Raw genomic sequence first — 23,967 nt, 5'->3', positions numbered from 1 at the left:
AATCTGTTTTTATTTCCAAAGTGAGACTCAATTGTTCCGTCATGAAATCCTGAAAAAATATCTTCTATGTTTTGTAATGTGTTCATATACGAATGCGTTCTGAAAATAGCCACTAACGTATCGCCGCTTGGCTTTCGTGGCGGCAATTTACTAATTAAGTCGAAAGATAAGCAAAATTTGACTTACCAGATTATTTTCTAAGAAAGATAAACCAGCCATGAAGCCAAACGGCTGTTGTGAGCAGTTTAACTCACGAACCTGAGATATACGCATAGATTTTTTTCAATTCCGATTCTGTGAAGTTTTTTTTAGATAAATTTCTGTGATAATCAATTTTGAGCTTGTCAAACTTTAAGCTATCAATTTTAAGGTTCTTGTAATTTAACCATTTTTCAAAAACTATTGAATCTGTATTTCGCAATGCTGGACCAATTGACTTTGCGTCTAATTTATGACAAGCCGCACATGTACTATTAAAAAGTTGTTTTCCTTGTTCAGCTTCTGGAGATAGATTTTTTGTACCGCAAACTGGTAAATTCGCTCCAATTTTACAAACAAATTTTTTCGGTTCACTATTATTGTAAAAAATGTAGAATAGCGAAATAATAAAGATCAAGAAGATACTTGCTGAAACCAATATTTTTCTTGTTGTCTTCTGAAATGGATTCATTCTATTTATGCAGTTTTGGTTAAATTGCTCACAACGTATTGCCGCTTGGCTTTCGTGGCGATGCCAGCGAACTGATTAATTTCTGCTAAAGATAAAGTTTTTTCGTGAAGAAAAAACATCAAGGTAACTAAGCAACTAGCCATGAAGCCAAACGGCTGTTATGTGCTGGCGTTCATACTAACTTGAGCACGCAAAGTAACCATTATCTTTTTCCGGTTTCAACTTCGGATTTTACATTCGGCGCAAACTTTTTCATTTTACTCAAACAATTTCAACGTTTTATTCGGAAACTTTTCACGCAAACTTTGCCACAAACTTTTTCGGTTTTCTATTTCGGGCAAACTTTTCACGCATTACAAAACATAAACTTTTCAGTTTCATTTCCACAAACTTTTAAAAACTTGTACTGAAAATTTCAACTTGATTTTGTGATAATAAGTTCTTGAATTGCAGATTCGTTGAACGCTAGCATATAACGTTCTGCCGATTCACACAGTTGCGAACTACGGAACAGATTATTTTCTGTTAAAGATAAAAATTATTGTGAAACGCAAACCTCAATTTACTACAAAACTCGCAATTGTTTGAAACGGCTGTTAGCATTTCGGTGCTTTGAGTTTGATTTTCACGCAACGTAACCATTTTCTTTTTCCGGTTTCAATTTCGGATTCTCTATTCGACGCAAACTTTTTCAATTTAAGCAAACGATTTCAACGTTTTATTCGGAAACTTTTCACGCTAACTTTGCCACAAACTTTTCAAGCAATCTTTTTCAACATTCAAGTTTCTAGCGCAACTTTTCAACCTGAAAATTTCTATTTCTATTTCCGCAAACTTGGCAAATAGGAGTGAAGTTTAAACAAAACGTTGTTGTTTGGAAAGCACTGAATGCTAACGTTCTGCCGATTCACACAGTTGCGAATTGCGGAACTGATTATTTTCTGTTAAAGATAAAAATTCTTGCGAAACGTAAACTTGAATTTACTACAAAATTCGCAATTGTTTGAAACGGCTGTTAGCCATTCGGTTTACTTAAAGAATACTTTCTATCTTAAACTTTATTATTAACATTAATCCGCCAACATTTGCCCTTCCATATTTTCTATTCTGCTTTCGGTTACAGTTTGAAATAAAGAGCAATAAAAAATAAAACAACAAAGATTATTCTTCTCCAAAGCCAATCATTTAAGAATGGAATTAACTCTTTCCATTTTGACGCTAACAATGGCAAAATATATATTGCGCAAACTAGGAAAAAAAATGCCGACAACATTTTCTTTTCGGCAAAGTATGTTTGAATAGACAACACAATTAAAAGTCCACTAACAATATATTGTCCAATAACTTTTAAAACTTGGGTTGAACTATAATCTTTTGATTCTTCCATAAGCATAAATTTCTTCGTTTCTGGGAAACTGATGGCTAACGTATTGCCGCTTGGCTTTCGTGGCGACAATTTAATAAATAAGTCGAAAGATAATCAAAATTTGAATTAGCTGATTATTTTCTAAGAAAGATAAACCAGCCATGAAGCCAAACGGCTGTTATGTGCTGTAGCGTTATTCAACACTATGCGGAAACATATATCTATCTTGAAATTTTTTCCTCAATTTCAAAATATCAGTTTCTATAAGTCTGTTAAAAATGCTGTCTACAATATTTTCATAATCTTTCGACGAACCAAATTTTATATCTAATTTATATTTCTCATTATAATTATCACGAAGCTTTAATAATGCTTTTCTATCACCATACCTTAACCGTTCAAATGATTTATCAAGTTCGGTATTAATTCTATTCAAACTATCAAATCTTTTTCTGTAAAACTCATTATCTCGAGTTGTTTCAGAAAGATATATTTCTTGAGACTTAACAGACATTTTTAAGTCATCTCTGTAATTTATTAACTGATTGTATAAAAGAGTTCGCTCTTCAGTTTTTTTAGTACATGCTGTACAAATAACTACAAGAATTATTATAAATAGTTGTTTCATGTTTGCAGATTTTGAGCTATAGCACATAACGTTTCGCCGCTTCTCGTCAGTTGCGAACTGCGGAACTGCGTACTTTCCGCTAAAATAAGATTTTCCCGCGGAAAATCAACAACCGGCTTAAGCAAAATTCGCAATTGCGAGAAACGGCTGTTAGCTGCTGGCTGCTTTGCACATTTTTCCAATTAAGGACCATTTCCAACTTCCAGTTTATCTATAATATTCTGTTTACTATCTTCAATTGTCCAATCGCTAAACAAGCATTGTGCTTTGTTGGTAATTATAAAAAAGGTTTTTCCTGAATTCTTTTTAATGCAATCTTGAATAGAATTACCGCAATCTTCAGTTGGTATTTTATATTCATTTACATCTGTAATTACTAAAGCATAATTTCTTTTTGCAACTTTCACAATTTCAGAATCTTTGATTATGTTCCAACCTAACTTTTGATTTACTTCCAAATCTTTGTCTACAAATGCTATTAATAAAAGTCTTTCATCATGATTTCCATTACTTGTCTGTGAAAAGCATTTTATAGCCTCATTAGGATTGTCATAAGTTTTGTCACAACATTCCCCAACTTGTTCTCTGTCGGTTGTTCGACAACTTATTAAGGCGAGAAGTAATGCAAATATGTAATATGTTTTCCTCATTTTAGAATTTTCTGGCAGCTTGCAGCTAACGTGCCGCGGCTTGAAACAGTTGTGAAGCCAGCGAACTGATTATTTTCTGTTAAAGATAAACGTTTTTCGTGAAAAGTAAATTTCCTTTTTCAGCCAAACCAACAATTGTTTCAAACTGCTGTTATGAATTCGGTGCTTTGAGTTTGATTTTCACGCAACATAACCATAATCATTTTCCGTTTTCTTCCAGTTTCTTTTCCATTTTCTATTTCGGTGTTAACTTTTCACGCATCATTTTGGTTTTCTTTTGTGCAAACTTTGAATTTTAATTTTCACGCAATCTTTTTCAACTTTCAAGTTTCTAGCGCAACTTTTCAACGTGAAAATTTCTACTTCTTTTTCCGCAAAATTGGCAAAAAGGAGTGAAGTTTAAACAAAAGGTTGTTGTTAGGAAAGCACTGATTCATAACGTATTGCAGATTGTGATAGTGGCGGAATTCAATCACTTTCCATTCTAAATATAACTAAAATTTCTATTGGCGAATACACTTCCGATAAAACCAAAACCAGCCATTATCACAAACTGCTGTTACCAGCAGTTTTATATTTTTTCAATAACGATTCCACTTTCATTTAACGTAGAAACTAGCGTCTTATTATTTTCAAAAAGTATAATAAAATAATGATTTCCAGTTTTGATTTCAGCTTCATTACTAGAAATGTCAAAAGATATTTTCAACATAATAAATGAATTACCATCATCTAATATTTGATAATCAATTGAAAATCTATCTAGAATTTTTTCTTCAGATTTTAATAGCGCGTTTCTTGTTTTTAAAGAAGCAATTAATTTTAAATTGTCATTAAATTTAAATTCTATTGCAGCTTCAAAAGTTTCCTCATTAATAATCTTGTTTTTATTATAAATGGCTACATGTATTTGGAAAATATTATTATTCCATAACATACCATTATAAAATGCTCCGACAACGTTTCCGTTCCTCCATGTTGGTTTGTTTACTTTCATAAATTTATTTTTAGCAGATTCGTCTGAAAATTGCTGGTAACGTGCCGCAGATTGTGATAGTTGCGACGATTTATTACTGATGATTACAAATATAAAATTCCTTTTTGAGTTTTTGGAGAAAACTCGGGATAATCCCAAACCTCGCAATTATCACAAACTGCTGTTAGCAACAGTATTTTAGACTATTATATTATCCAACATTTCGATAATTATTTTTGCGTCAACATAATAATTTTTTACGTCATTAAATGTTACAGTTGGATTTCCTCCATGCGCAAATTGATTTCTCGCATTATTTAGAGATTTAATAGAGTCTTGAATTCTTAATCTATTTGCATTGGCTTTCAATTGTCTTTTAAACTCTTTGTTCCATTCTTCATCAAATTTTGATAACGATTTGTGTATATTTTGAATGTTTGGATTAATTGAACTTTCACGAAATGAAATGTCAATAAATTTTACTGCTTGCTGACTTTGATTATGAGTGCAGAAATCAGATATTATAGTTTTAAAACACTGTTCTAATGTACCACATACTTTTATTATTGAGTATTTTGTGAGATATGGAACAGCGTTATTAGTACTACCTAATGCTTGGATTATGAGTTCAATTCTATCTAAATCAAATTCGCATTCTTCTATGAATGTAAGTGCTGATTGATTATTCATAATTTAAACCAAAAAGTATTTGACTAGCTAAATTTATTCTGCCATTAATGTTTTCAAGATTTGTTGTTCTATTTGATGAGTACTCTTTAAAATTTGGATTATTTAATAATTCAATATGCTTTTGAGCAAGATTTTCAATTCTTGAAATGTCTATTCCTTTTTTAATTGCATAACTCGTTGCTATTGATATAGAATCAAAAATTGTTGGATGAAATCTACTCAAATAGGTATTTTCATTATTTATATTCTTGAATGCATTTATTCCAATAAAAGTATGTATTTGATTAATGGTGTTTACAAAATCACTTTCTAAAGCTTCTATTTTGTTTTTTTTATTATTGTCTTTGTTACCCATAAAATCATTCAAGAATAATTTTAAAGAAATCTGACCTTCATTTTTGTTTTTTATTTCATCTTGAGCTAAGGCAAAAAATCTTAAAATAAATTCTAAATCAGACATTCGCGAATCTTCTTCAACTGTACCATAAAGAGTTCTCCATGTTTCATTTGTGTTTAACTTAAATAAAAGCTTGTTAAGATTACCTTGATAAACACAATTTCTAATCTCTTGTGATTTAAGAATTTTTCCACTTGTATTAATTCTTTCAAAAATTTGGAATAAACTTGAATCGTTTTCTTTTGGATGCTTTTGCTCAAATATTATTGCATGAATTGTTGTTTGTCTTATTTTCTTTTGGTCTAATTCTGTCAATTCATTATAAGATTTACCTCTCCAACGATGATTGATTTTTTTATTATTTGTCAGTTTAAAAACTTTATTATCTTTTGAGAAAACACCTTTTTTCACAAAGTCATAAACAGTCATAATTCTTTGATAACCATCAATTATCAATTTGTTATTCTCAGAAGTGTTAGCCAAGAAGATAGAAGGTATAGGTAATCCTAAAAGTATAGATTCTATAAATCTACTAGCTTCAGGTCTTTCCCATACATATTTTCTTTGCAACTCTGGTTTTAATAATTCATCATCATCATACATATTTATTAATTCTCTGAACGATAAATCTGCGCCCCATGAGGTTATATTAAATAAATCGTCATTTGAATAATCAGAATCTGCATCTTCATTTATGAACTCAACGTTTTCAATTTCTTCATTATTGTTTAATTCTTCTGACATTTGTCTTTTATTGTTAGGGTTGTTAATATTGTTGCTAACGTGCTGCGGCTTGCGACAGTTGCGATGATTTATTACTGTTGATACCAAATATAGAATTCCTTTTTGAGTTTTCAAAGAAAACTCGGGATAATCCCAAGCCACGCAATTGTTGCAAACTGCTGTTATAGGCTGCCCTTATTGTATTAGTTAACATATTCAAGCCGCGGTAGCCATAATCCTTTCCGCGGTTTCAATATTTCTGTCTTCGGAAGCTATATATCTAGTTGCGGATGCAATAAATCTAACTGCGGAAGCAATATATCTTTTCGCGGAAAGGATAAATCTAATTGCGGAAGCAATATGTCTAACTGCGGATGCAATAAATCTAATTGCAGAAACAATAAACATGATTGCGGAAGCAATAAGTCTATTTGTGGGAGCAATTATTCTTTTTGCGGTGATGTTATGCTTTTGCTTTCTTGAATTCTATTCCTTTTACTTGAGCGAATTCGGGACTTGTTGCGCCAAATAATGACTTGATGTATTTCTTTACTTCGGTGGCGATGTCTACTAATCCTGTGTTTACATCGTATAACGTTTTGTTTCTATTAATTCTTGAATTACTCACACCTGTATAGGAAGTTGCAACTGCATTGTTTTTGGCTGTTAGGTCGGCTTGTTTTGCGGTGAGGGTTGCTATTTTAAGGTCGTTTTCGTTGGGCGAATAACTAGCTTCTGAATTTAAAACGGAGATTAAGCCTGCTAAATGTTGTATTTGTTGGTCGTATGATTGCTGACTTGCACTAATTGTATTTGGTGCTGGTGCGTTTGGGTCTGTAGGCTCAGTAGTAGATGAGGCTCTTTTACCTTGTAATTTGCGATTAAAACCTTTTGCATCTGAAATTGTTTCGGGAGTTGCGTCTGTGGTTTCAAGTGCGTTTACTAAACGTGTTGATAATGATTTTAGATTACTGAAAGCGTTTAAGCGCTCGTTAACAGTATTGTTATAGGTTGTGTTTTTTGTAACTACATCGGCAAGGTTTGCTTGTGCTGATGTGTGAAGGGCGATGAGTTGTGGTAACTTTAAAGCATTTTTTGATGGGTTGTAGATGGCTCCATAACCAGTTACGAATGCAATTAAATCTTGGAAATTTGCAACGTTTTTTGCGTGTCCTGTTTCTGATGTAGATGGCATAGTTTAAAATGTTTTTATGGTTAATATCTTATAAAAATAAAAAAAAATTTCAAGAATAAGAAAAAACTTATTCCTGAAATTTTAAATTTTTATAAAGGTTAGAGGGTTGAACTATTCTTACAGTTTTAGTTTTATTCCACCGTTGATTGTAAATCCTTCGGTATGTGTCCAAATGTCGTCAAATGTTGGGTTATTGTGTGAACCATTTACGACTGGTTTGTATTTACTTTGGCGAGTGTCTGTGAAGTTTTCGAAGTTGATAAAGAACGAATAATTTTTCCAAAGCGTCTTTTCTGCCATAAAGCCAAACTCCCAAAACGTTGGGGTTTTTGTGCCATTATATAAGAATTGATTGTCGGAAAAGAAGCCTTCTAAGCCTAGTTTAAAATTGTGTTCTTTCTCGAAAATTAACGCCATATTCAATTTGTTTTTTGGTAAGAGTGGCAAAAACTGATTGGCTGTGAGGTATTTTGCTTTGGCATTTGTAAAAGTGTAGCCAATGAAATACTTTAAATCTTCTTTGAAGATAAATTTTATGTTGGTTTCAAATCCGTTACTGATTACGGGTTTTGTTGCGTTTTGAAAAAAGGTGTTTGTGCCATCTGATTGAAGCACCAAGGGTTTGTTGATTTGTGTTACAAAAAACATTTGGTTGATGCTAAAAACAAAATCGTCTGAAAGGTTTGTTTTGAAATTAACATCGGTTGTTCCTCCGATACTTTTTTCGGCTTGAACGTTATTGAGTGAAAGGACGTTTTGATATTGGATTGTTTCGGTTTGTTCGGTAAAAATTGTTGGGATTTTGTATCCTAAACCGCCACCGATTCTTGAACTCCATTTGTGGTTAAATGTGAATAATGCCGAAACTTTTGGTAAAACGAAGGCTTGATTTTTTGAAAAGTTAGGGTTTGAATAGTTGACGTTGTCAATCCTTAATCCGTTTTCAAGTTTGACCTTTTCTGAAATATCCCAAGTTTGTTGAATGTATGCGCCCGATGTGAATGATTTTGCATTGAGTGTATTGGTGTTGCGCTGTTTGAAATTGTCATATAGAATGTTGACTCCTGTTATGATTGTTTGGTTTTTTGTGTTCCAAAGGTAGGATGCATCGGTAAAAAGATTGGTGTTGAAACCTTCAAATTCATAACTTGGGATGTTGATTTTTCTATCAAAGAAACTTAAACTTTGCTTTAGTTTAAAGCTATTTTCTTTTGCAAATTTCTTGTCAAATTCAAACGTGGTTGTGTTTCTTAGGGTTTCGTTTTTCTCGAAATAGGTGTGGAAAGAGTCTGCATTTCCATCAATAACGTTCATATCACCACCTTTCATAGTGCCTTTTGTGAAACTGTTGCCTAACATAAAGGTCGTTGTTTCGTTAGGGTAATAAAAAATACGAGGGTTTATGGTGAAATTGTTTGCCTTTGGAATTTCGGAGAAATCGTCATTGTCTACATCATACGATTTTTGAAGATTTAATAAGCCTAAAATGGCGTAACCAAATTTTTCATTGCGCTTAGAAGCGTAACTACCAAAGTTAGTTTGCCCAATGTTGGATTGGTTAATTAGGAAATTGTATTCGGCTTCTTCTTTTGGGGTTTTGGAAACGAAGTTGACCACACCGGCGATTGCACCGCCACCAAATAGAGTGGAAGCGGGACCTTTGATTACTTCGACTTGTTTTAGGTCGAGCGGTGGAATTTCGAGTATGCTCAAACCGCTTGCAAAGTTGCCAAAGTTTGGATAGCCGTCTTTTAATAATTGGGTATATCGACCGTCTAATCCTTGCACTCGAATACTAGCGTTTCCGCTTGTGGCGGAAGTTTGCTGAACTTGTAAACCTGTGCTTTCATGGAGAAGCATTGAAACATTTGATGGTCTCATGTTTGATTTCTCTTCTAACTCTTCGGCATCAATGGTTTCAATTCTTGTGGGCGTGTTGCGAATTGTTCTGCTTGTTCTTGTTGATTGGATTCTTACTTCTTCCAGTTCTTCGGGTTCTTTTTCTTTTTTTATGGTGTCGTTTTTGACTTGTGCGGTAATACTAATGCTGAATAGCATCAATAATGTCAATATGTATTTTGTCATTTTGATAAATATTAGTTGAATAAAATAGATGAACACTTGCGGTGCGAAGCACCGTAAATGTTTTTGTGCGAAGCACATTTTTTTATTAACTAATTTTTGGCGGTTGCCAAATCTTATCGGCAATTTTTTGGGTGTAGATGAAAGTGTAAAAACTTAAAAGTTTTTTTTCTTGGAATAGAATTTCTTTCTTTTTTAAAATAGGAGAAACAATATTGATATAATAGACAGATGTTGGACAGTGTGAACAGTTACAGAAAGGTGTGCAATGTTCGGCTTGTTCTTCTTGACTTTTTTGATTGCTCTCTTGGGCAACTTCTGATTTTGTGGTTTTTTCGCAGTCGTCATTTTCACTACAGGGATAAACCGAGAGTGATAAGAAGAATATTGAAAATAGGAACCAAAAGTTTTTCATAGCACAAAGATAATTATTCTGTTTTCTAATGCGTTTTTTTGGTTACGTCTTTTTTAAGCTGAACGTGAAAAAGGGTTGCCTATAACGTCTTGCGGCTTGCAACAGTTGCAAAATTAATCACCGCCGATTCCAAATATAAAACTACTTTTTGAATTTTCAGAGAAAATTCGGTGAAAGCCCAAACCTTGCAATTGTTGCAAACTGCTGTTAGCACCAGTTTTTTTTTAATTTAGCTTAAACAAATTAATCAAAAATATAACTAATACAATTCCGCATACAATATGTCTGGCAATATTGTACTCTTTAAAATTCTGGTCTTTATATTTTTCGTTCTTTTTGTTTCCATATACACTAAAAGTGATTATCCAATCCAATAAATACCAAGCAATAATTAAATAGATAATATAGCTGATAAATTCATTATTCATTTGCGTTTTCTTTTGGTTGAATTCCAAAAATTCTTATTATTCTATAACCTTTACCGTCAAAAAAGGCTTCACATTTAATTGAATATGTTTTGTCATCTTGACTTTGGAAATACATTCGTCCAATAAGTCCTTTTCCACCATCAACTTCCTGTAATTCATATGTGAAATCTCTGTATGTAATTTTACTCCAGTCAATTCCATAATCTAAACCTTCAGTTTTTGTTCTGTTATAATCTTTAAAAATTACTTCTTCATATTTTTCAGATGTTACAGATTTTAAATCATTCCGAAATGATTCACTAATTGGAACATTAGCGTCATTAACCAAACTTTTTATTTCTTCGAAACTAATCACTTGCTTTTTATATTCTTCAAATGATTTTGAGTTTACATCCTTAATCAAGCTAAAAACTTCTTTTCCTAAATCATTCGGTTCAGTAAATGTTTTCTTTTGTTCACAAGAAAAAAGCGAAAGCGATATAACAATTAAAAGTAAAATTGATTTTTTCATATTTATTTCGGTTTTGATTACTTCTTGAATTCTCCGTACGTCCGGGAAAATTGGTGCTAACGTTTTCGGGCTTTGCGTTCGGGCGGGTTTCGGAGTACAAAACTGTCAACCTGCACAAAACTTGAATAGAAGCACATAGCTTCAAGTTTGCACGTCACCCCGCCTGACGCAAAACCCGTGTTAGCACACGTTGTTTATGGTTTTCAAGTCGTTTTCTTTCTTATTATTTAATATATAATTGTCAATACGTTGGGCTGAAACTACGTCAATTTCTAAATTTCCAAGCCGTTGATTTTCATTATAGATATTGGTTATTACAATTCGGTCGTTGTAGATATTGAGTTCTTTTACTTGTCGGATGTCAATCTTTCCATCTAAACCCGCAATGGTCATTTCGTTGCCTTCAATTTTCAGCATTCCCTTCGGTAAGTCAAATATTCCATTACAAAAGACTAACATACCTACTAAGATTCCTAATGCTGCGTAGTGCCTAAAATTGTCTGTCCAAACGATAGCAACGACACTTAACACACAAACAATGAGTCCTAATATCACTGAAGTTACTTTTGAATATTGGTCGTTTACCGTTGGAAAAAGAATGTAGTTGGCATTTCCCTTTCTATACTGAAATTTAGAATAAAGATTATATATCAAATATCCTATCCAAAGACCCAAAAACATTATTGAAACAATTGGATTGTCTATGGTCGAAATGCTTAGATAGATAATTCCGAACACTAATACTTGAAGAATGGTCTTTATGTCGTCTTTGTACTTTCTCATACAATGTGTGCTAACGTGCCGCGGCTTCGCGTCTGTTGCGATTCCAGCGAACTGCGTACTTTCTGCTAAGATAAAATATTTTCGTGAAGAAAGAAGTTCAATTCAAGAAAAACTAGCAATAGCGCGAAACCGCTGTTGTATGCTGTTTTTAATCAATTATCCATTCAAATTGAGAACTGAACATAATTAACACATTCAATAAACATAAAATTAGGCCAATTAGTAACTCTTTATTTTTTCTTCTGTAACTTGATAAAAATCCACAAACTGTTAGAAATGTCCATGATAATATTCCATAAAACATTGGATAGAGCATTATCATTGCAACAATTCTTTCGAAACCATTGTATGATATAACTTCTTTATCTCCATAAAATGGAATATGTCCAAGAATTATGAATCCTTTTAAGATAAAAAAAGAAAAAATTAGAATTGAAATTAACATCGCAACTTCAACGAAAACAATCAAAGAGTTAAGAGTTATATGAATTTTGTTCTGCGGCGTAAATTCAATGTTTTTAGTTTCCATAAGTTCGTTCTTTTTAGCACAATTTCTCTGAAAATAGCATACAACGTCCTGCCGATTCCCACAGTTGCGAACTTCGGAACAGCTTATTTTCTGTTAAAGATAAAAATTATTGCGAAATGTGAACGTGAACTTTAAACAAAACTCGCAATTGTGTGAAACGGCTGTTACCGCTTCGGTTTTTTAAGTTTCAAAGTCACGCAACATTTACCACAAACTTTTTCCGATTCAATATTCAATTTTCTGTATTCTCGGAGATAAATTCAGCGTGTCTTTCGGCAACATTTTTTTCTTTGTTTTTTAATTTTTGGTTTAACTCGAAATATCTTTTAATTATTAAAAAGATCGAAATCAAAGCTAATATTGCGCCAACTATATAAAACCATTTAGGTTTCTCCGGTTCATTTGTTATTGGAGCAAAAATGAGCACTGAACTTATAAGTAAAAGCATTAAACTCAATCCAGTTTTGGTGTAAACATTTCCAAATATCATATTCAGGAATTCCATTCCAATTTCCACTAAAATTTTTTTCATAATGTTTAGTTCTTCGATTTTCGATTTGTCTTTTTAGCACAGGCTGAAAACTGAGCGGTAACGTGCCGCAGATTGTGATTGTGGCGTTCTTCACTCACTTGCGTTTTCAAATATAACTAAAATTTCAGTCAGCCGAGACATTTCTGATACGACCAAAACCAGCCATAATCACAAACTGCTGTTATATGCTGGCTTTTATTCCTTTACTTTCCCTAAAGCATTTAATTTGCTTTCCAAATTTTCCGCTAAAACTAATTCTTCAAAACATGATTTACATATCCAATCGACTCCATCAAAATAACCAGAAGATTCAACATATTCATTTTCTTCTTCTCCAAGCGTTTTAATACAAATTTCGCAATGATCATTTATCCAACCATCTTCTACAAGGTCAAATTGATTTTTATCATATGATTGACCAATATATAACCTCGATACAAAATCTGTATTTTTTTCTTTTAAACCTGGACGCGGAAACCAATTTTTAAAGATAAATTTTTCCTTTTCAACTTCTGCGACCATTTCACGAATATGCTCAATTTCAACATTTCCGTTTTTCAATTTTACAAATGTGTACTTCATCGTATAATTTCCTTAAAGCTAGCATATAACTAGTCTATATGTATTACAAAATCATATTCATCTCTCAATTTCCGGCGTGATAAGTATGATTGAAGTAATATTTATTTACTATGGCTAATATATTAAAATTATTACAAATCATCAAACGGACTTCTTATTTGTTGCAAACTATTTGTACTCACATGCGTGTATATCTCAGTAGTTCTACTTCGGCTGTGACCCAACAACTCTTGAATATACCTCAAATCAGTACCACTTTCCAACAAATGCGTGGCATAACTATGACGCAACCAGTGCAACGTAACCGGTTTAGTAATCCCGGCTTTACGCACCGCTTGCTTTAAAACAGTCTGCAAAGTTTGCTCCGAATACTGTTCGCCTTTTACCTGACCTTCAAAAAGCCAAACCTTCGGCTTATAACCTTTGTAATAATCACGCAATAACTCCAAAATTTTCGGACTCAAAGGCGCAATCCTATCTTTCTTACCCTTCGCCTGTCTTATAAACACAATATTCCGCTTCGAATCAATATCCGAAAGTTTCAAATGCAACAATTCGCTACGTCTCAATCCACAACTGTAAATCAAACACAACATCGCCTTATGCTTCATATTATTTTGCGATTCCAAAATCAATTTCACTTCCTCTTTACTCAAAACATTCGGCAAAACCTTCTCGCGTTTCGGCCTATGAATACTCTCAATCTCAACCTTCCTGTCCTGAACCGTCGAAAAATACAGCTTTATCGCACTCACAATCTGATTCTGATAAGAAGCCGATAAATCATGCTTCAAAATATACTCATTGTTATACAAAATCACATCCTCATTCGAAATGCTATTACTCGATTTGTGCTTAAAAAAGACCAAAAACGACCGCGCCGCTTCCATATAAGTCTTAACAGTACTATCACTATAGCGCTTCGATCGCAACCAACGCCTAAAATTCTCCAAACTTCGCGCACCTTCCTCACTCGGAAGCGAATCAATAAGCAACGGCAAACCAAACATTTTTCTATTTTCATCATGGTCAGGCAAATGCCAAACCTTTTTCGTTTGGCTCCATTTTGTCCCATCAATCCCTCTAATCCGCTCCATCAAAGCATCATTTCTATCAAAAAATACCGCTATTCGCTTTTCACCTCTATGCGTAATAATTTTGGCAGTCCATTCCATCTTTTTGGCTTTTAAAATATAAAAGTAAGAAAAATATTGATTAAAATACATTTACTTAATAATATTTATCTAATAAAACGTACAATTTTTACAAACAATTAAAATCATCAGAAGCGAAAGGCATGCGCATTCTTGCCATCCCTATTCCCGCTTTCCGGGCTACACGGTAGCCTCTACAATCGGGGCTAGTTAGGAAAGGTCTTTTGTGAAATCAGACTAATGCACAACTTCCAACAGTTAAAGCCATACTTACTCCATAGATGCGTCATAGATGCGTCATGTATACGTCATATATACGTCATAGATAAGCCATGCAAAGCCATAGCAAAGAATACTAAAAGGTGCTGCATCCTATCAACGTCCTATCAAAGTGCAATAAGCAAACTCCCAACTCCCAACTTCCAACTCCCAACTATTTTAAATATTCCACAATAAAAACCCAATAAAATTAAAGGGTGTGTAATTTTTCACTAAAAAAAATAGCAAAAACACTTTTGTATAGTTGCTAAATAAGTATATTTATGCAAAATTTATATATATGGAGATTTTAGCATGTCCCAAATGCCAAAGCGACGCCATAGTCAAAAGCGGCGTCATCAAAGACAGACAAAGGTTTTTGTGTAAAAAGTGTAACTATTACTTTACCGTCAATAAACTAGGTAAAAAAATAGACAGTTACTATGTCACCAAGGCATTGCAATTATACCTAGAAGGCTTAAGTTACCGAGAAATTGAGCGTATTATAGGCGTTTCACACGTCACCGTAAGCAATTGGGTAAAGGAGTTTAAGATAACCAAACCCAATCATACCGATTACCACCCAACCTATAAGATATACAACCACTTAGAACTAGTAGAATTCCTCAAAAACAAAGAAGTTTTAAAAGGTGCCGGTATGATTATTACCGAGTTAGGCGACAAGTTTATGCTTATAAAATGGGAGCGTTTCAAAGATTAGCTATAGTTATTTACAATAATATATATCATAATTTTTTTCATTCACAAATTGTTAGAATTTGGTCGAACAAAACATAACCAAAACCAATAATAAGAATTATGAAAAAAAGTTTTATTTTGAGTGCTCTGCTCTGTTCAGCTTTTGCTTTCTCCCAAGGGTCATTAGACTACGGCGGAGGAATGAAATTCAACCTGAACCCCGAAGGAACCAAATACATGCGATTCATCACTTGGAATCAAATTTGGATGCGCTCCTCCGAAATGAATCCCGGAACAATGATAGGCGATCAGGGAGTGACTAAACAAGAAGATATCGGTCTTCGTCGTCTGCGTTTATTAGCTTATGCCCAAATTTCCCCTCGTTACATGATCGTAACCCACATTGGTATTAACAACCAAACCTTTATCAACGGTGGTGCTTCAGGCTCATCAGGAACCGGTGGCTACGGTGCCGGAAAAAAACCGGGTATCTTCTTCCACGACGCATGGAACGAATATGCCGTAGTGCTTCCGCAAGAAAAGAAGCCTTTCAGCTTGTCAATAGGAGCAGGGTTGCATTATTACATGGGCTTGTCTCGTATGACCATGTCTTCAACCTTAAATTATTTAGCCATTGATGCCCCAATTTTCAACTGGCCAACCATTGAAAACAGCGATCAGTTCGCCCGCCAAATGGGCCTATTCGCCAAAGGAAAGTACAATCGTTTTGAATACCGTTTAAGTATCAACAAACCATTTGTAACTAACCAAGTTCCGGTTGATGCTACAAACACTAATAACGCTGTAGCAGTTGACAATAACAACAATGCAAGATGGTCAAAAGCAGGTTATTTTGAATACCAACTCTTTGATAAAGAATCTAATTTATTACCTTACAAAGTGGGAACCTATTTGGGAACCAAAAAAGTATTCAATATAGGAGCCGGTTTCTACACAGCGCCAAGTGCTACCAAAACTTCTGTCAACGGATCAGTTGATACCCATGCCGCCAATCTCTTTGCAGGCGATGTGTTTTTAGACATGCCTGTCGGAAAGAAAGAAAATAAAATGGCCGTGACAGCCTATAGTGTTTTATATGATTACGACTTTGGACCAAACTACCTAAGAAACTTAGGAATAATGAACGAAGGGGTTGCTGACACCAATTTTACAGGTGACAGAGCTTTAGCCGGTGCCGGAAACCTTCAACCTATGATTGGTACAGGAACCATTTGGTATACCCAAGCCGGAGTGTTATTGCCTAATGCAGCCGAGAAACCAAAGGTGCGCATCCAACCATTCGCAGCTTATACCTACAAGAATTTTGACGCCTTAGAAAAAGCCAGCAACCAGTTTGATATCGGAAGTAACTTCTTTATTGATGGGCATCACGCCAAAGTTACCGCGCAATACTCAACACGTCCTGTTTATACCGCCGCTGACAAAGTTGACGGTTACAAAGGAGAATTCTTGTTGCAACTTCAAATTTATTTATAATCTAAACCAACTATTATATGAGCAATAAAAAAACAAAAGGAATTTGGAAAGTGATTTCCGCTTCTTCCATGGGAACCATGATCGAATGGTACGACTTTTACATCTTCGGTAGTTTAGCCGTAGTATTATCTACCAAGTTCTTCCCAACCGACAACCCAACCGCAGCGTTCTTATCAACATTAGCTACTTTTGCCGCCGGTTTTGTAGTACGTCCGTTCGGAGCTTTATTCTTCGGACGTTTAGGTGACCTTATCGGAAGAAAGTACACTTTCATGGTGACTTTAATGTTAATGGGTGGCGCCACTTTCGTAATCGGATGTATTCCTAGTTATGAAACCATTGGTTTTGCCGCACCAATTTTAGTCTTAATTCTTCGTTTACTTCAAGGATTAGCTCTTGGAGGAGAATATGGCGGTGCCGCAACTTACGTAGCAGAACACGCTCCTAAAGGAGAAAAAGGCTATTGGACATCATGGATTCAAACCACAGCCACTGTAGGTTTATTCATTTCGTTAATGGTAATTTTAATCACCAAAAGCTTATTGTCTAAAGAAGCCTTTGACGAATGGGGTTGGAGAGTGCCGTTTTGGGTTTCTATCCTAATGGTTTATGTGTCTTACCTTATTCGTAAAAACATGGATGAATCACCCGTTTTTGCGAAAGCCAAATCGGAAGGAAAAACATCAACCAATCCGCTTAAAGAAAGTTTCGGAAACAAATACAACTTAAAATTTGTCTTATTGGCTTTATTCGGAGCCACGATGGGACAAGGAGTTGTTTGGTATACCGGACAATTCTATGCGATGAACTTCTTGAAAACCGTACAAAGCATTGATTCTTCACAAGTGGATATGTTGTTAGGAGTTGCCTTAATTTTGGGCACGCCATTTTTCGTGTTCTTTGGTTGGCTGAGTGACAAATGGGGTAGAAAATCTATCATGATGGCGGGTATGTTATTAGCTATTTTCTTGTACCGACCAATATACAGAGCGATGTACAACAGCACCGATTTGACTAAGAAAACAGAAATTGCTGCCAATACTAAAGTAGTTCCATCCTTAAAAGAAATCGATGCCACTAAAATAGACTCAGTGTATACCACTACAAAAGAATACACCGACGGTACCAAAGTAGAGGAAATCAAAACCCTACATTTCGAAGCAGGTAAACTAATGGTAGATGACAAAGGCAAAGACAGAATCGAAACCAAAGTCACCAAAACCATCAACAGTTCCGACCGCTGGTTCTTAATCTTCATGGTATTTATCCAAGTAATATTTGTAACGATGGTTTACGGTCCAATCGCGGCTTTCTTAGTAGAAATGTTCCCGGTAAAGATCAGATATACATCGATGTCGTTGCCTTATCACGTTGGAAATGGTATATTTGGTGGATTGCTGCCGGCCATTTCAACTTACTTTGTAACCCAATCCAAAGAAGCAGGTGATGTCGAGTTTTACCTCGAAGGTTTGTGGTATCCAATTGGAATCGCTGCCGTATGTTTTGTCATCGGAATGATTTACATCGACAGAAAAATTAATACACTTCACGACTAAAATTAAAGACTATGAATACAATAAAGAAATTTTTAGGAATAGTTTGGATAGCCTTAGCCGTGGCTGTGGCTTACTACGCAATTGGTATTTTCGGAGGGAAATTAACCTCAGGAAAACAAGACGATTTAGTTTTCGGGATAATTATATTTTTCATATTATTACCTTTGATTGTAACCGGGTTAACCATCTTCGGTTGGTATGCCTTAACTGATGAATATGAAGATTAAAATTAAATAGTTAATTGGTTGCCTCAAGCTCTTAATTCGTTAAGGGCTTTTGGCTTTTTATATTATCAAAAAACAAATGAAACAACGTCACCAACAAAAATTAGTCATCATCTCCATGATACTACTTATCGGATTGAATCTTCCGATATTGTTGCTGTTTGATAGTGCCGATAGTTTTCTGGGTTTTCCCGTTATCTATATTTATATTTTTTCGGTGTGGTTGTTTTCCATTTTGTTGTCGTTTCTCATCATAAAGCGCTACCATGAATAGTATAGTATTATTAATCATATTAGCCCTTTACTTAGGGATTCTTTTCTTCATTGCCCATTGGGCAGAGAAAAAAGGAAGCTCTAAATGGACAAACAATCCCTATATCTACTCGCTTTCTTTGGCAGTTTATTGTACGGCATGGACGTATTACGGCAGTATTGGTGTGGCTGCTAATTCCGGACTAAATTACCTTCCGGTGTATCTCGGACCAATTATCATCATTCCGGCGTGGATGATTATTTTGAAGAAAATTATCCGCATTTCAAGAGTCAATAAAGTCTCCAGTATAGCCGATTTTATTTCACTTCGTTATGGCAACAGCCGTTTTTTAGGTGCTGTCGTGACTATCGTTTGCTTGTTTGGCATTTTGCCTTACATCGGTTTACAACTCAAAGCAATTTCAGAAACTTTTCACATCGTTACCCAAACCGAATCGAGCTCAAACATCTTTGATGACAGCACAACTTACGTCGCTTTTGCTTTGGCGATATTTGCCTCAATTTACGGTACGCGATATGTAGATGCTTCCGAAAAGCGAAAAGGAATAGTAACCGCAGTTGCATTGGAAAGCGTATTGAAATTGGTGTTTTTCATCATCATCGGCGTATATGTGACGTTCTTTGTTTTCGATGGTTTTGATGATATTTATGCTAAAGCTTCGCTGTTAGAAAACTTCCGTGAAAAGAATACCATCGGCGGATTGCCACAAGCCATCAACTGGTTTTTTCTTTGTATCCTTTCTTTGTTTGCTATCTTTTTGCTACCGCGACAGTTTCAGGTTTCGGTGATTGAAAATACCAGAGAAAATCACGTGAACACTGCTGTTTGGTTGTTTCCGTTGTATTTGTTGTTGTTCAATATTTTCGTGTATCCGATCGCTTGGGGTGGCAATATTTTATTCGATGGGCAAAGTGTGAATTCAGATACGTATTCGTTACTAATTCCGCAGTTTTTTAATAATAAGACGCTAACAGTAATGGTTTTCTTGGGTGGATTTTCCGCAGCGATTTCGATGATAGTCGTTTCTTCTATCGGATTGTCAACCATGGTGAGTAACAACTTAATCATTCCTTATGGTTTGTTAGGAAGACTTAAAAACAACGAGCAATCTACCATCAACAAAAAGATTGTCAACATTCGTAAAATTGGGATTTTCTCGCTGATCATCATTGCCTATTTTCTCTATCGCTATTTCGCTTTAGATTACAGTTTGTTCTCCATCGGTTTAGTGGCTTTTGTGATTATAGCCCAATTGGCACCTTCGTTTTTCGGCGCTTTATTTTGGCGAAGAGGTTCACGTACCGGAGCGGTTTCAGGCTTAATTGTAGGCTTTATCATTTGCTTGTACACATTGTTGGTGCCTTACGCTTTGGGCATAACTTCATCAGATACTTCTTTTATTACCGAAGGTTTATTTGGTATTGAATTGCTAAAACCTTTACAACTTTTCGGTCTCAATTATTTGCAACCCGTGCCACATGCTTTGTTCTGGAGTTTGTTGTTCAACTTCATGATTTACATCGCTGTTTCAGTGAGTTTCAAAGGCAATTACCGCGAACGAAACTATGCCGAAATGTTCCTCGATATCAACAAATACATCACCATGCACGAAAATGCATTCGTATGGAAAGGAACGGCCTACCGAACTGATATCGAGAAAGTCTTGATTAAATTCTTAGGCGAAGAACGAACCAAGCGCGCCATGAACATCTTCAACCTAAAATACAACGTTGATAAAGATGAAGAGTTAGCCGATGCGCGTTTGATTAAATTCTCCGAAAACCTTTTGACCGGACATATCGGTACGGCTTCCGCCAAAATCTTAATCTCAAGCGTAGTCAAAGAAGAGAAGATAACTTTACCCGAAGTATTGAAGATTTTAGAAGAATCCAAAGAGAATATTATTATCAATAAAAAGCTGACCGAAACCTCCAATGAACTCAAAGAAATTTCGGCCAAACTTCATGAAGCCAACGTTTCTTTGATGGAAAAAGACAAGCAAAAAGATGAGTTTCTCGATACAGTAACCCACGAATTGCGAACACCAATTACAGCCATCAGAGCTTCGAGCGAGATTTTATACGACGATGACGAAATTCCGGAAGAACTGCGCAAACAGTTTTTGCAAAACATCATTTCCGAATCCGATAGATTGAACCGTTTGATTGATAAAATTCTCGACTTAGAAAAGTTTGAAACCGGTCGACAAAAAGTTAACTTTGCTACACACAAGGTTTTGGAAACGATTGAAAATGCGATTGAACCTTTGCAACAACTCATCAACAACAAGTATATTCATGTCCACGTAGAAGGCAACAGTAACTTGAAAGCCGATTTTGATGAAGACCGAATGGTGCAAGTGGTGACTAATTTAGTTTCAAATGCGATTAAGTTTTGTCCGGAAAACAATGGGTTAATTACTTTAGCGGTTTATGACAAACACGATTATGTTCAAGTGGAAGTAAGCGATAACGGCAAAGGCATTGCACCGAATGATTTTGAAAATATATTTGACAAGTTCTATCAATCGACCAATCAGAATTTCAAAAAGCCTATTGGTAGCGGATTAGGATTGGCGATTTGCAAACAAATTATCGAACACCATAAAGGGAAAATTTGGGCCACCAATAATGCCACCGGCGGCGCGTGTTTGACTTTTACATTACCCAAAAAACAGCATCCATGAAAAAGATTTTAATTGTAGACGACGAACCCAACATAGTAATGTCGTTGGAATACACCTTCAAAAAGAACAACTTTGAAGTGTTTATTGCCCGCGACGGTCAGGAAGCTTTGGATATTTTAAAAAACCAGTTTCCCGATATTATCATCCTCGATATCATGATGCCTTTGGTAGACGGATTTGAAACTTTGGAACAGATTAAGAAAAACGACCAACTCAACCACTGCAAAGTGATTTTTCTCTCCGCCAAAAACAAAGAAAGCGATATCGAAAAAGGAATGGCACTCGGTGCCGATGCCTATTTAACCAAGCCTTTTTCCATTAAAAAAGTAGTCGAACAAGTCAACGAATTACTGGAAAGCTAAAAAACTTAATCACTTTTTATTGAACAAAATTTTGTCTTTTTCAAACGAAAAGGATACCATAACTACATTTATAACCAACCATGAAATACCAAGAATTATACAACCAAAGTATCCAAAATTCGGAACAATTCTGGGCCGAACAAGCCAATGAAATCGATTGGTTTACCAAACCGCAAAGCATTCTTTCTCAAGACGAAACCGGTTATCCGCTGTGGTACAAAGACGGCAGCCTGAACGCTTGTTATTTGGCTTTAGACAAACACATTATTGATGGTTTTGGTGACCAAATTGCCATCATTTACGATTCGCCGGTAACCCAAACCGTAAAAAAATATACTTATAACGAAGTCAAATCAGAAGTGGCAAGATTGGCCGGTGGTTTATTGTCTTTAGGATTGAAAAAAGGACATACCGCTATCATTTACATGCCTATGATTCCACAAGCGACATTCGCTATGTTAGCTTGCGCCCGAATAGGAGTAACACATTCTGTAGTTTTTGGAGGTTTCGCGCCACATGAATTGGCTATCAGAATTGATGATTGTAAACCCAGAGTAATCATTACCGCATCTTCGGGAATTGAAATCGATAGATTAATCGCCTATAAACCCTTAGTAGATGAAGCCATCGAATTGGCCGAGCATAAACCCAAAAAGGTAGTAGTGCTCAACCGGAAGTTAGGCGCCAGAATTCCGTTTAAGAAATACGACGTCGATTACGATGCTTTAGTATATGGTTCAGAAGAAGCTGATTGCGTTCCGGTAGAAACTACGCATCCGTTGTATGTTTTATATACTTCGGGCACGACAGGAAAACCAAAAGGAATCGTTCGCGATACGGGTGGTTATGCCGTGGCACTTAAATTTTCGATGCAAAAAATCTACGGCGTGAAACCCGGAGAAGTGTTTTGGGCTGCTTCGGATGTGGGTTGGGTTGTGGGTCACAGCTTTATAGTTTACGGACCATTATTCAACAGAAATACTACGATAGTTTTCGAAGGCAAACCCATCAAAACACCTGATGCGAGTACTTTTTGGCGTGTGATTGCTGAGCATAAAGTTAGTGTGATGTTTACCGCGCCAACCGCCATTCGAGCCATCAAAAAAGAAGATCCGAACGGCGAATTCATTAAACAATACGATTTGTCGAGTTTGCGAACTCAATTCTTAGCCGGCGAACGTTGCGATGTGGCAACCTTAGAATGGTATCGTGAGCATATTCCGATTCCGGCCATCGACCATTGGTGGCAAACCGAGTCGGGTTGGCCAATGATTGCCAATATGATGGGTGTTGAATATTTACCAATTAAACCGGGTTCTTCAGGTAAAGCGGTTTCAGGTTATAACATTATGATTTTAGGCGAGAATGGTCTAGAGTTAGGGCCAAATGAAGAAGGTTATGTCGTTATCAAATTGCCATTGCCACCGGGAACTTTATTAGACATCTGGAATGACAATGAGCGTTTTCAGGCCGGCTATTTGAACAAGTTTCCCGGCTATTATTTCTCAGGTGATGGCGGTTATAAAGACGAAAATGATTATATCTACATCACGGGTCGAGTTGACGATGTAATTAACGTAGCCGGTCACCGTTTGTCCACCGCCGAAATGGAAGAAATTGTTGCTTCCCATCATTCCGTAGCCGAATGCGCTGTCATTGGAATAAATGATGAATTAAAAGGACAAATTCCGTTGGCATTGGTCGTAACTAAATTGGGTGAAGAAATTGAACATTTTCAGTTACAACACGAAGTAGTGAAATTAGTTCGGGAACAAATCGGAGCTGTCGCTTCTTTGAGAGATGTGGTTGTGGTGAATCGTTTGCCCAAAACCCGGTCGGGCAAAATTCTTCGAAAACTATTGAGAAGCATAGCCGACGGAGAAAATTTCCAAATTCCGTCAACCATCGACGATGAAGCGATTATTGACGAGGTGAGAGAAGTCTTGGAATTGGCCAAGATTGGGAGTTTTAAGTAAAAGAAAATAGAGTATAGAACAAAGAAAATAGAGGCTTTTTCTTTCAACATGTCCTGTCTATATTCTATTCTCTTTATTCAATATTCTTACCTATACTTATTTAGCAAGAAAATTGCACACTACA

At 35.5% G+C, this 23,967-nt stretch carries 23 protein-coding genes; 7 read left to right on the top strand and 16 right to left on the bottom strand.

Annotated features, from left to right (window positions below; all coding sequences use genetic code 11):
* Window positions 1-250 precede the first annotated feature (250 nt).
* From ACK4R1_RS14340 to xerA, 16 genes are all read right to left on the bottom strand, one after another.
* Window positions 251-670, bottom strand: a complete 420-nt coding sequence (locus tag ACK4R1_RS14340; RefSeq protein WP_409688539.1) for a cytochrome c — start codon at window positions 668-670, stop codon at window positions 251-253.
* Window positions 671-1,787: 1,117 nt separating this feature from the next.
* Window positions 1,788-2,057 (bottom strand): hypothetical protein, encoded by a 270-nt coding sequence (locus ACK4R1_RS14335; RefSeq protein ID WP_409688536.1) that lies wholly within the window; start codon window positions 2,055-2,057, stop codon window positions 1,788-1,790.
* A 172-nt stretch (window positions 2,058-2,229) separates the two neighbouring features.
* On the bottom strand, window positions 2,230-2,664 hold the full coding sequence (locus ACK4R1_RS14330) for a hypothetical protein (protein ID WP_409688533.1): 435 nt from the start codon (window positions 2,662-2,664) through the stop codon (window positions 2,230-2,232).
* A 182-nt stretch (window positions 2,665-2,846) separates the two neighbouring features.
* Window positions 2,847-3,314, bottom strand: coding sequence for a hypothetical protein (locus tag ACK4R1_RS14325; protein WP_409688530.1), 468 nt, complete (start codon window positions 3,312-3,314; stop codon window positions 2,847-2,849).
* Between the two features lie 571 nt (window positions 3,315-3,885).
* On the bottom strand, window positions 3,886-4,311 hold the full coding sequence (locus ACK4R1_RS14320; RefSeq protein WP_409688527.1) for a hypothetical protein: 426 nt from the start codon (window positions 4,309-4,311) through the stop codon (window positions 3,886-3,888).
* Between the two features lie 177 nt (window positions 4,312-4,488).
* The gene (locus tag ACK4R1_RS14315; protein WP_409688524.1) at window positions 4,489-4,980 is read right to left on the bottom strand and encodes a HEPN domain-containing protein; all 492 of its coding nucleotides are present in this window, start codon (window positions 4,978-4,980) and stop codon (window positions 4,489-4,491) included.
* Entirely contained in the window at window positions 4,973-6,121 is a 1,149-nt protein-coding gene (locus ACK4R1_RS14310; RefSeq protein WP_409688521.1) for a DUF262 domain-containing protein, read from the bottom strand. The genes ACK4R1_RS14315 and ACK4R1_RS14310 overlap by 8 nt, the downstream gene beginning before the upstream one ends.
* A 442-nt stretch (window positions 6,122-6,563) precedes the next feature.
* The gene (locus tag ACK4R1_RS14305) at window positions 6,564-7,295 is read right to left on the bottom strand and encodes a hypothetical protein (RefSeq protein ID WP_409688518.1); all 732 of its coding nucleotides are present in this window, start codon (window positions 7,293-7,295) and stop codon (window positions 6,564-6,566) included.
* Window positions 7,296-7,412: 117 nt separating this feature from the next.
* Entirely contained in the window at window positions 7,413-9,380 is a 1,968-nt protein-coding gene (locus ACK4R1_RS14300; protein ID WP_409688515.1) for a TonB-dependent receptor plug domain-containing protein, read from the bottom strand.
* Window positions 9,381-9,465: 85 nt separating this feature from the next.
* Complete coding sequence (locus ACK4R1_RS14295; RefSeq protein ID WP_409688512.1) at window positions 9,466-9,792, bottom strand: DUF6660 family protein; 327 nt, start codon at window positions 9,790-9,792, stop codon at window positions 9,466-9,468.
* A gap of 420 nt (window positions 9,793-10,212) precedes the next feature.
* Window positions 10,213-10,731, bottom strand: a complete 519-nt coding sequence (locus ACK4R1_RS14290) for a hypothetical protein (RefSeq protein ID WP_409688510.1) — start codon at window positions 10,729-10,731, stop codon at window positions 10,213-10,215.
* 180 nt (window positions 10,732-10,911) lie between these two features.
* Window positions 10,912-11,514: a hypothetical protein gene (locus ACK4R1_RS14285; RefSeq protein ID WP_409688508.1), complete on the bottom strand. Its 603-nt coding sequence runs from the start codon at window positions 11,512-11,514 to the stop codon at window positions 10,912-10,914.
* A 148-nt stretch (window positions 11,515-11,662) separates the two neighbouring features.
* Entirely contained in the window at window positions 11,663-12,043 is a 381-nt protein-coding gene (locus ACK4R1_RS14280) for a hypothetical protein (RefSeq protein ID WP_409688505.1), read from the bottom strand.
* A gap of 232 nt (window positions 12,044-12,275) precedes the next feature.
* Window positions 12,276-12,575 carry a hypothetical protein gene (locus ACK4R1_RS14275; RefSeq protein WP_409688502.1) on the bottom strand — a complete coding sequence of 100 codons (300 nt, stop codon included), beginning with the start codon at window positions 12,573-12,575 and terminating at the stop codon, window positions 12,276-12,278.
* Between the two features lie 195 nt (window positions 12,576-12,770).
* Complete coding sequence (locus ACK4R1_RS14270; RefSeq protein WP_409688499.1) at window positions 12,771-13,136, bottom strand: hypothetical protein; 366 nt, start codon at window positions 13,134-13,136, stop codon at window positions 12,771-12,773.
* A 152-nt stretch (window positions 13,137-13,288) separates the two neighbouring features.
* Window positions 13,289-14,332, bottom strand: a complete 1,044-nt coding sequence (gene xerA / locus ACK4R1_RS14265; RefSeq protein WP_409688496.1) for a site-specific tyrosine recombinase/integron integrase — start codon at window positions 14,330-14,332, stop codon at window positions 13,289-13,291.
* A 538-nt stretch (window positions 14,333-14,870) separates the two neighbouring features.
* Here xerA and ACK4R1_RS14260 point away from each other — a divergent pair.
* The 7 genes from ACK4R1_RS14260 to ACK4R1_RS14230 all read left to right on the top strand — a co-directional run bounded on the left by ACK4R1_RS14260 (window position 14,871) and on the right by ACK4R1_RS14230 (window position 23,843).
* Window positions 14,871-15,290 carry a helix-turn-helix domain-containing protein gene (locus ACK4R1_RS14260; protein WP_409688493.1) on the top strand — a complete coding sequence of 140 codons (420 nt, stop codon included), beginning with the start codon at window positions 14,871-14,873 and terminating at the stop codon, window positions 15,288-15,290.
* 98 nt (window positions 15,291-15,388) lie between these two features.
* Window positions 15,389-16,765, top strand: coding sequence for a porin (locus ACK4R1_RS14255; protein ID WP_409688490.1), 1,377 nt, complete (start codon window positions 15,389-15,391; stop codon window positions 16,763-16,765).
* 17 nt (window positions 16,766-16,782) lie between these two features.
* A complete protein-coding gene (locus tag ACK4R1_RS14250; protein WP_409688487.1) occupies window positions 16,783-18,321 on the top strand; it encodes an MFS transporter in 1,539 nt (512 codons plus the stop codon).
* An 11-nt stretch (window positions 18,322-18,332) separates the two neighbouring features.
* On the top strand, window positions 18,333-18,548 hold the full coding sequence (locus ACK4R1_RS14245) for a DUF6814 family protein (RefSeq protein WP_409688484.1): 216 nt from the start codon (window positions 18,333-18,335) through the stop codon (window positions 18,546-18,548).
* 263 nt (window positions 18,549-18,811) lie between these two features.
* The gene (locus tag ACK4R1_RS14240; RefSeq protein ID WP_409688481.1) at window positions 18,812-21,505 is read left to right on the top strand and encodes an ATP-binding protein; all 2,694 of its coding nucleotides are present in this window, start codon (window positions 18,812-18,814) and stop codon (window positions 21,503-21,505) included.
* Window positions 21,502-21,867 (top strand): response regulator transcription factor, encoded by a 366-nt coding sequence (locus tag ACK4R1_RS14235; protein ID WP_409688478.1) that lies wholly within the window; start codon window positions 21,502-21,504, stop codon window positions 21,865-21,867. The genes ACK4R1_RS14240 and ACK4R1_RS14235 overlap by 4 nt, the downstream gene beginning before the upstream one ends.
* An 80-nt stretch (window positions 21,868-21,947) precedes the next feature.
* Window positions 21,948-23,843: an acetate--CoA ligase gene (locus tag ACK4R1_RS14230; RefSeq protein ID WP_409688475.1), complete on the top strand. Its 1,896-nt coding sequence runs from the start codon at window positions 21,948-21,950 to the stop codon at window positions 23,841-23,843.
* Window positions 23,844-23,967 lie beyond the last annotated feature (124 nt).

The sequence above is a fragment of the Flavobacterium sp. genome (assembly GCF_046293665.1).
Taxonomy (GTDB): domain Bacteria; phylum Bacteroidota; class Bacteroidia; order Flavobacteriales; family Flavobacteriaceae; genus Flavobacterium.
The sequence above is the reverse complement of the archived record's forward strand: the minus strand, read 5'-3'. Positions and strand labels throughout refer to the sequence as shown.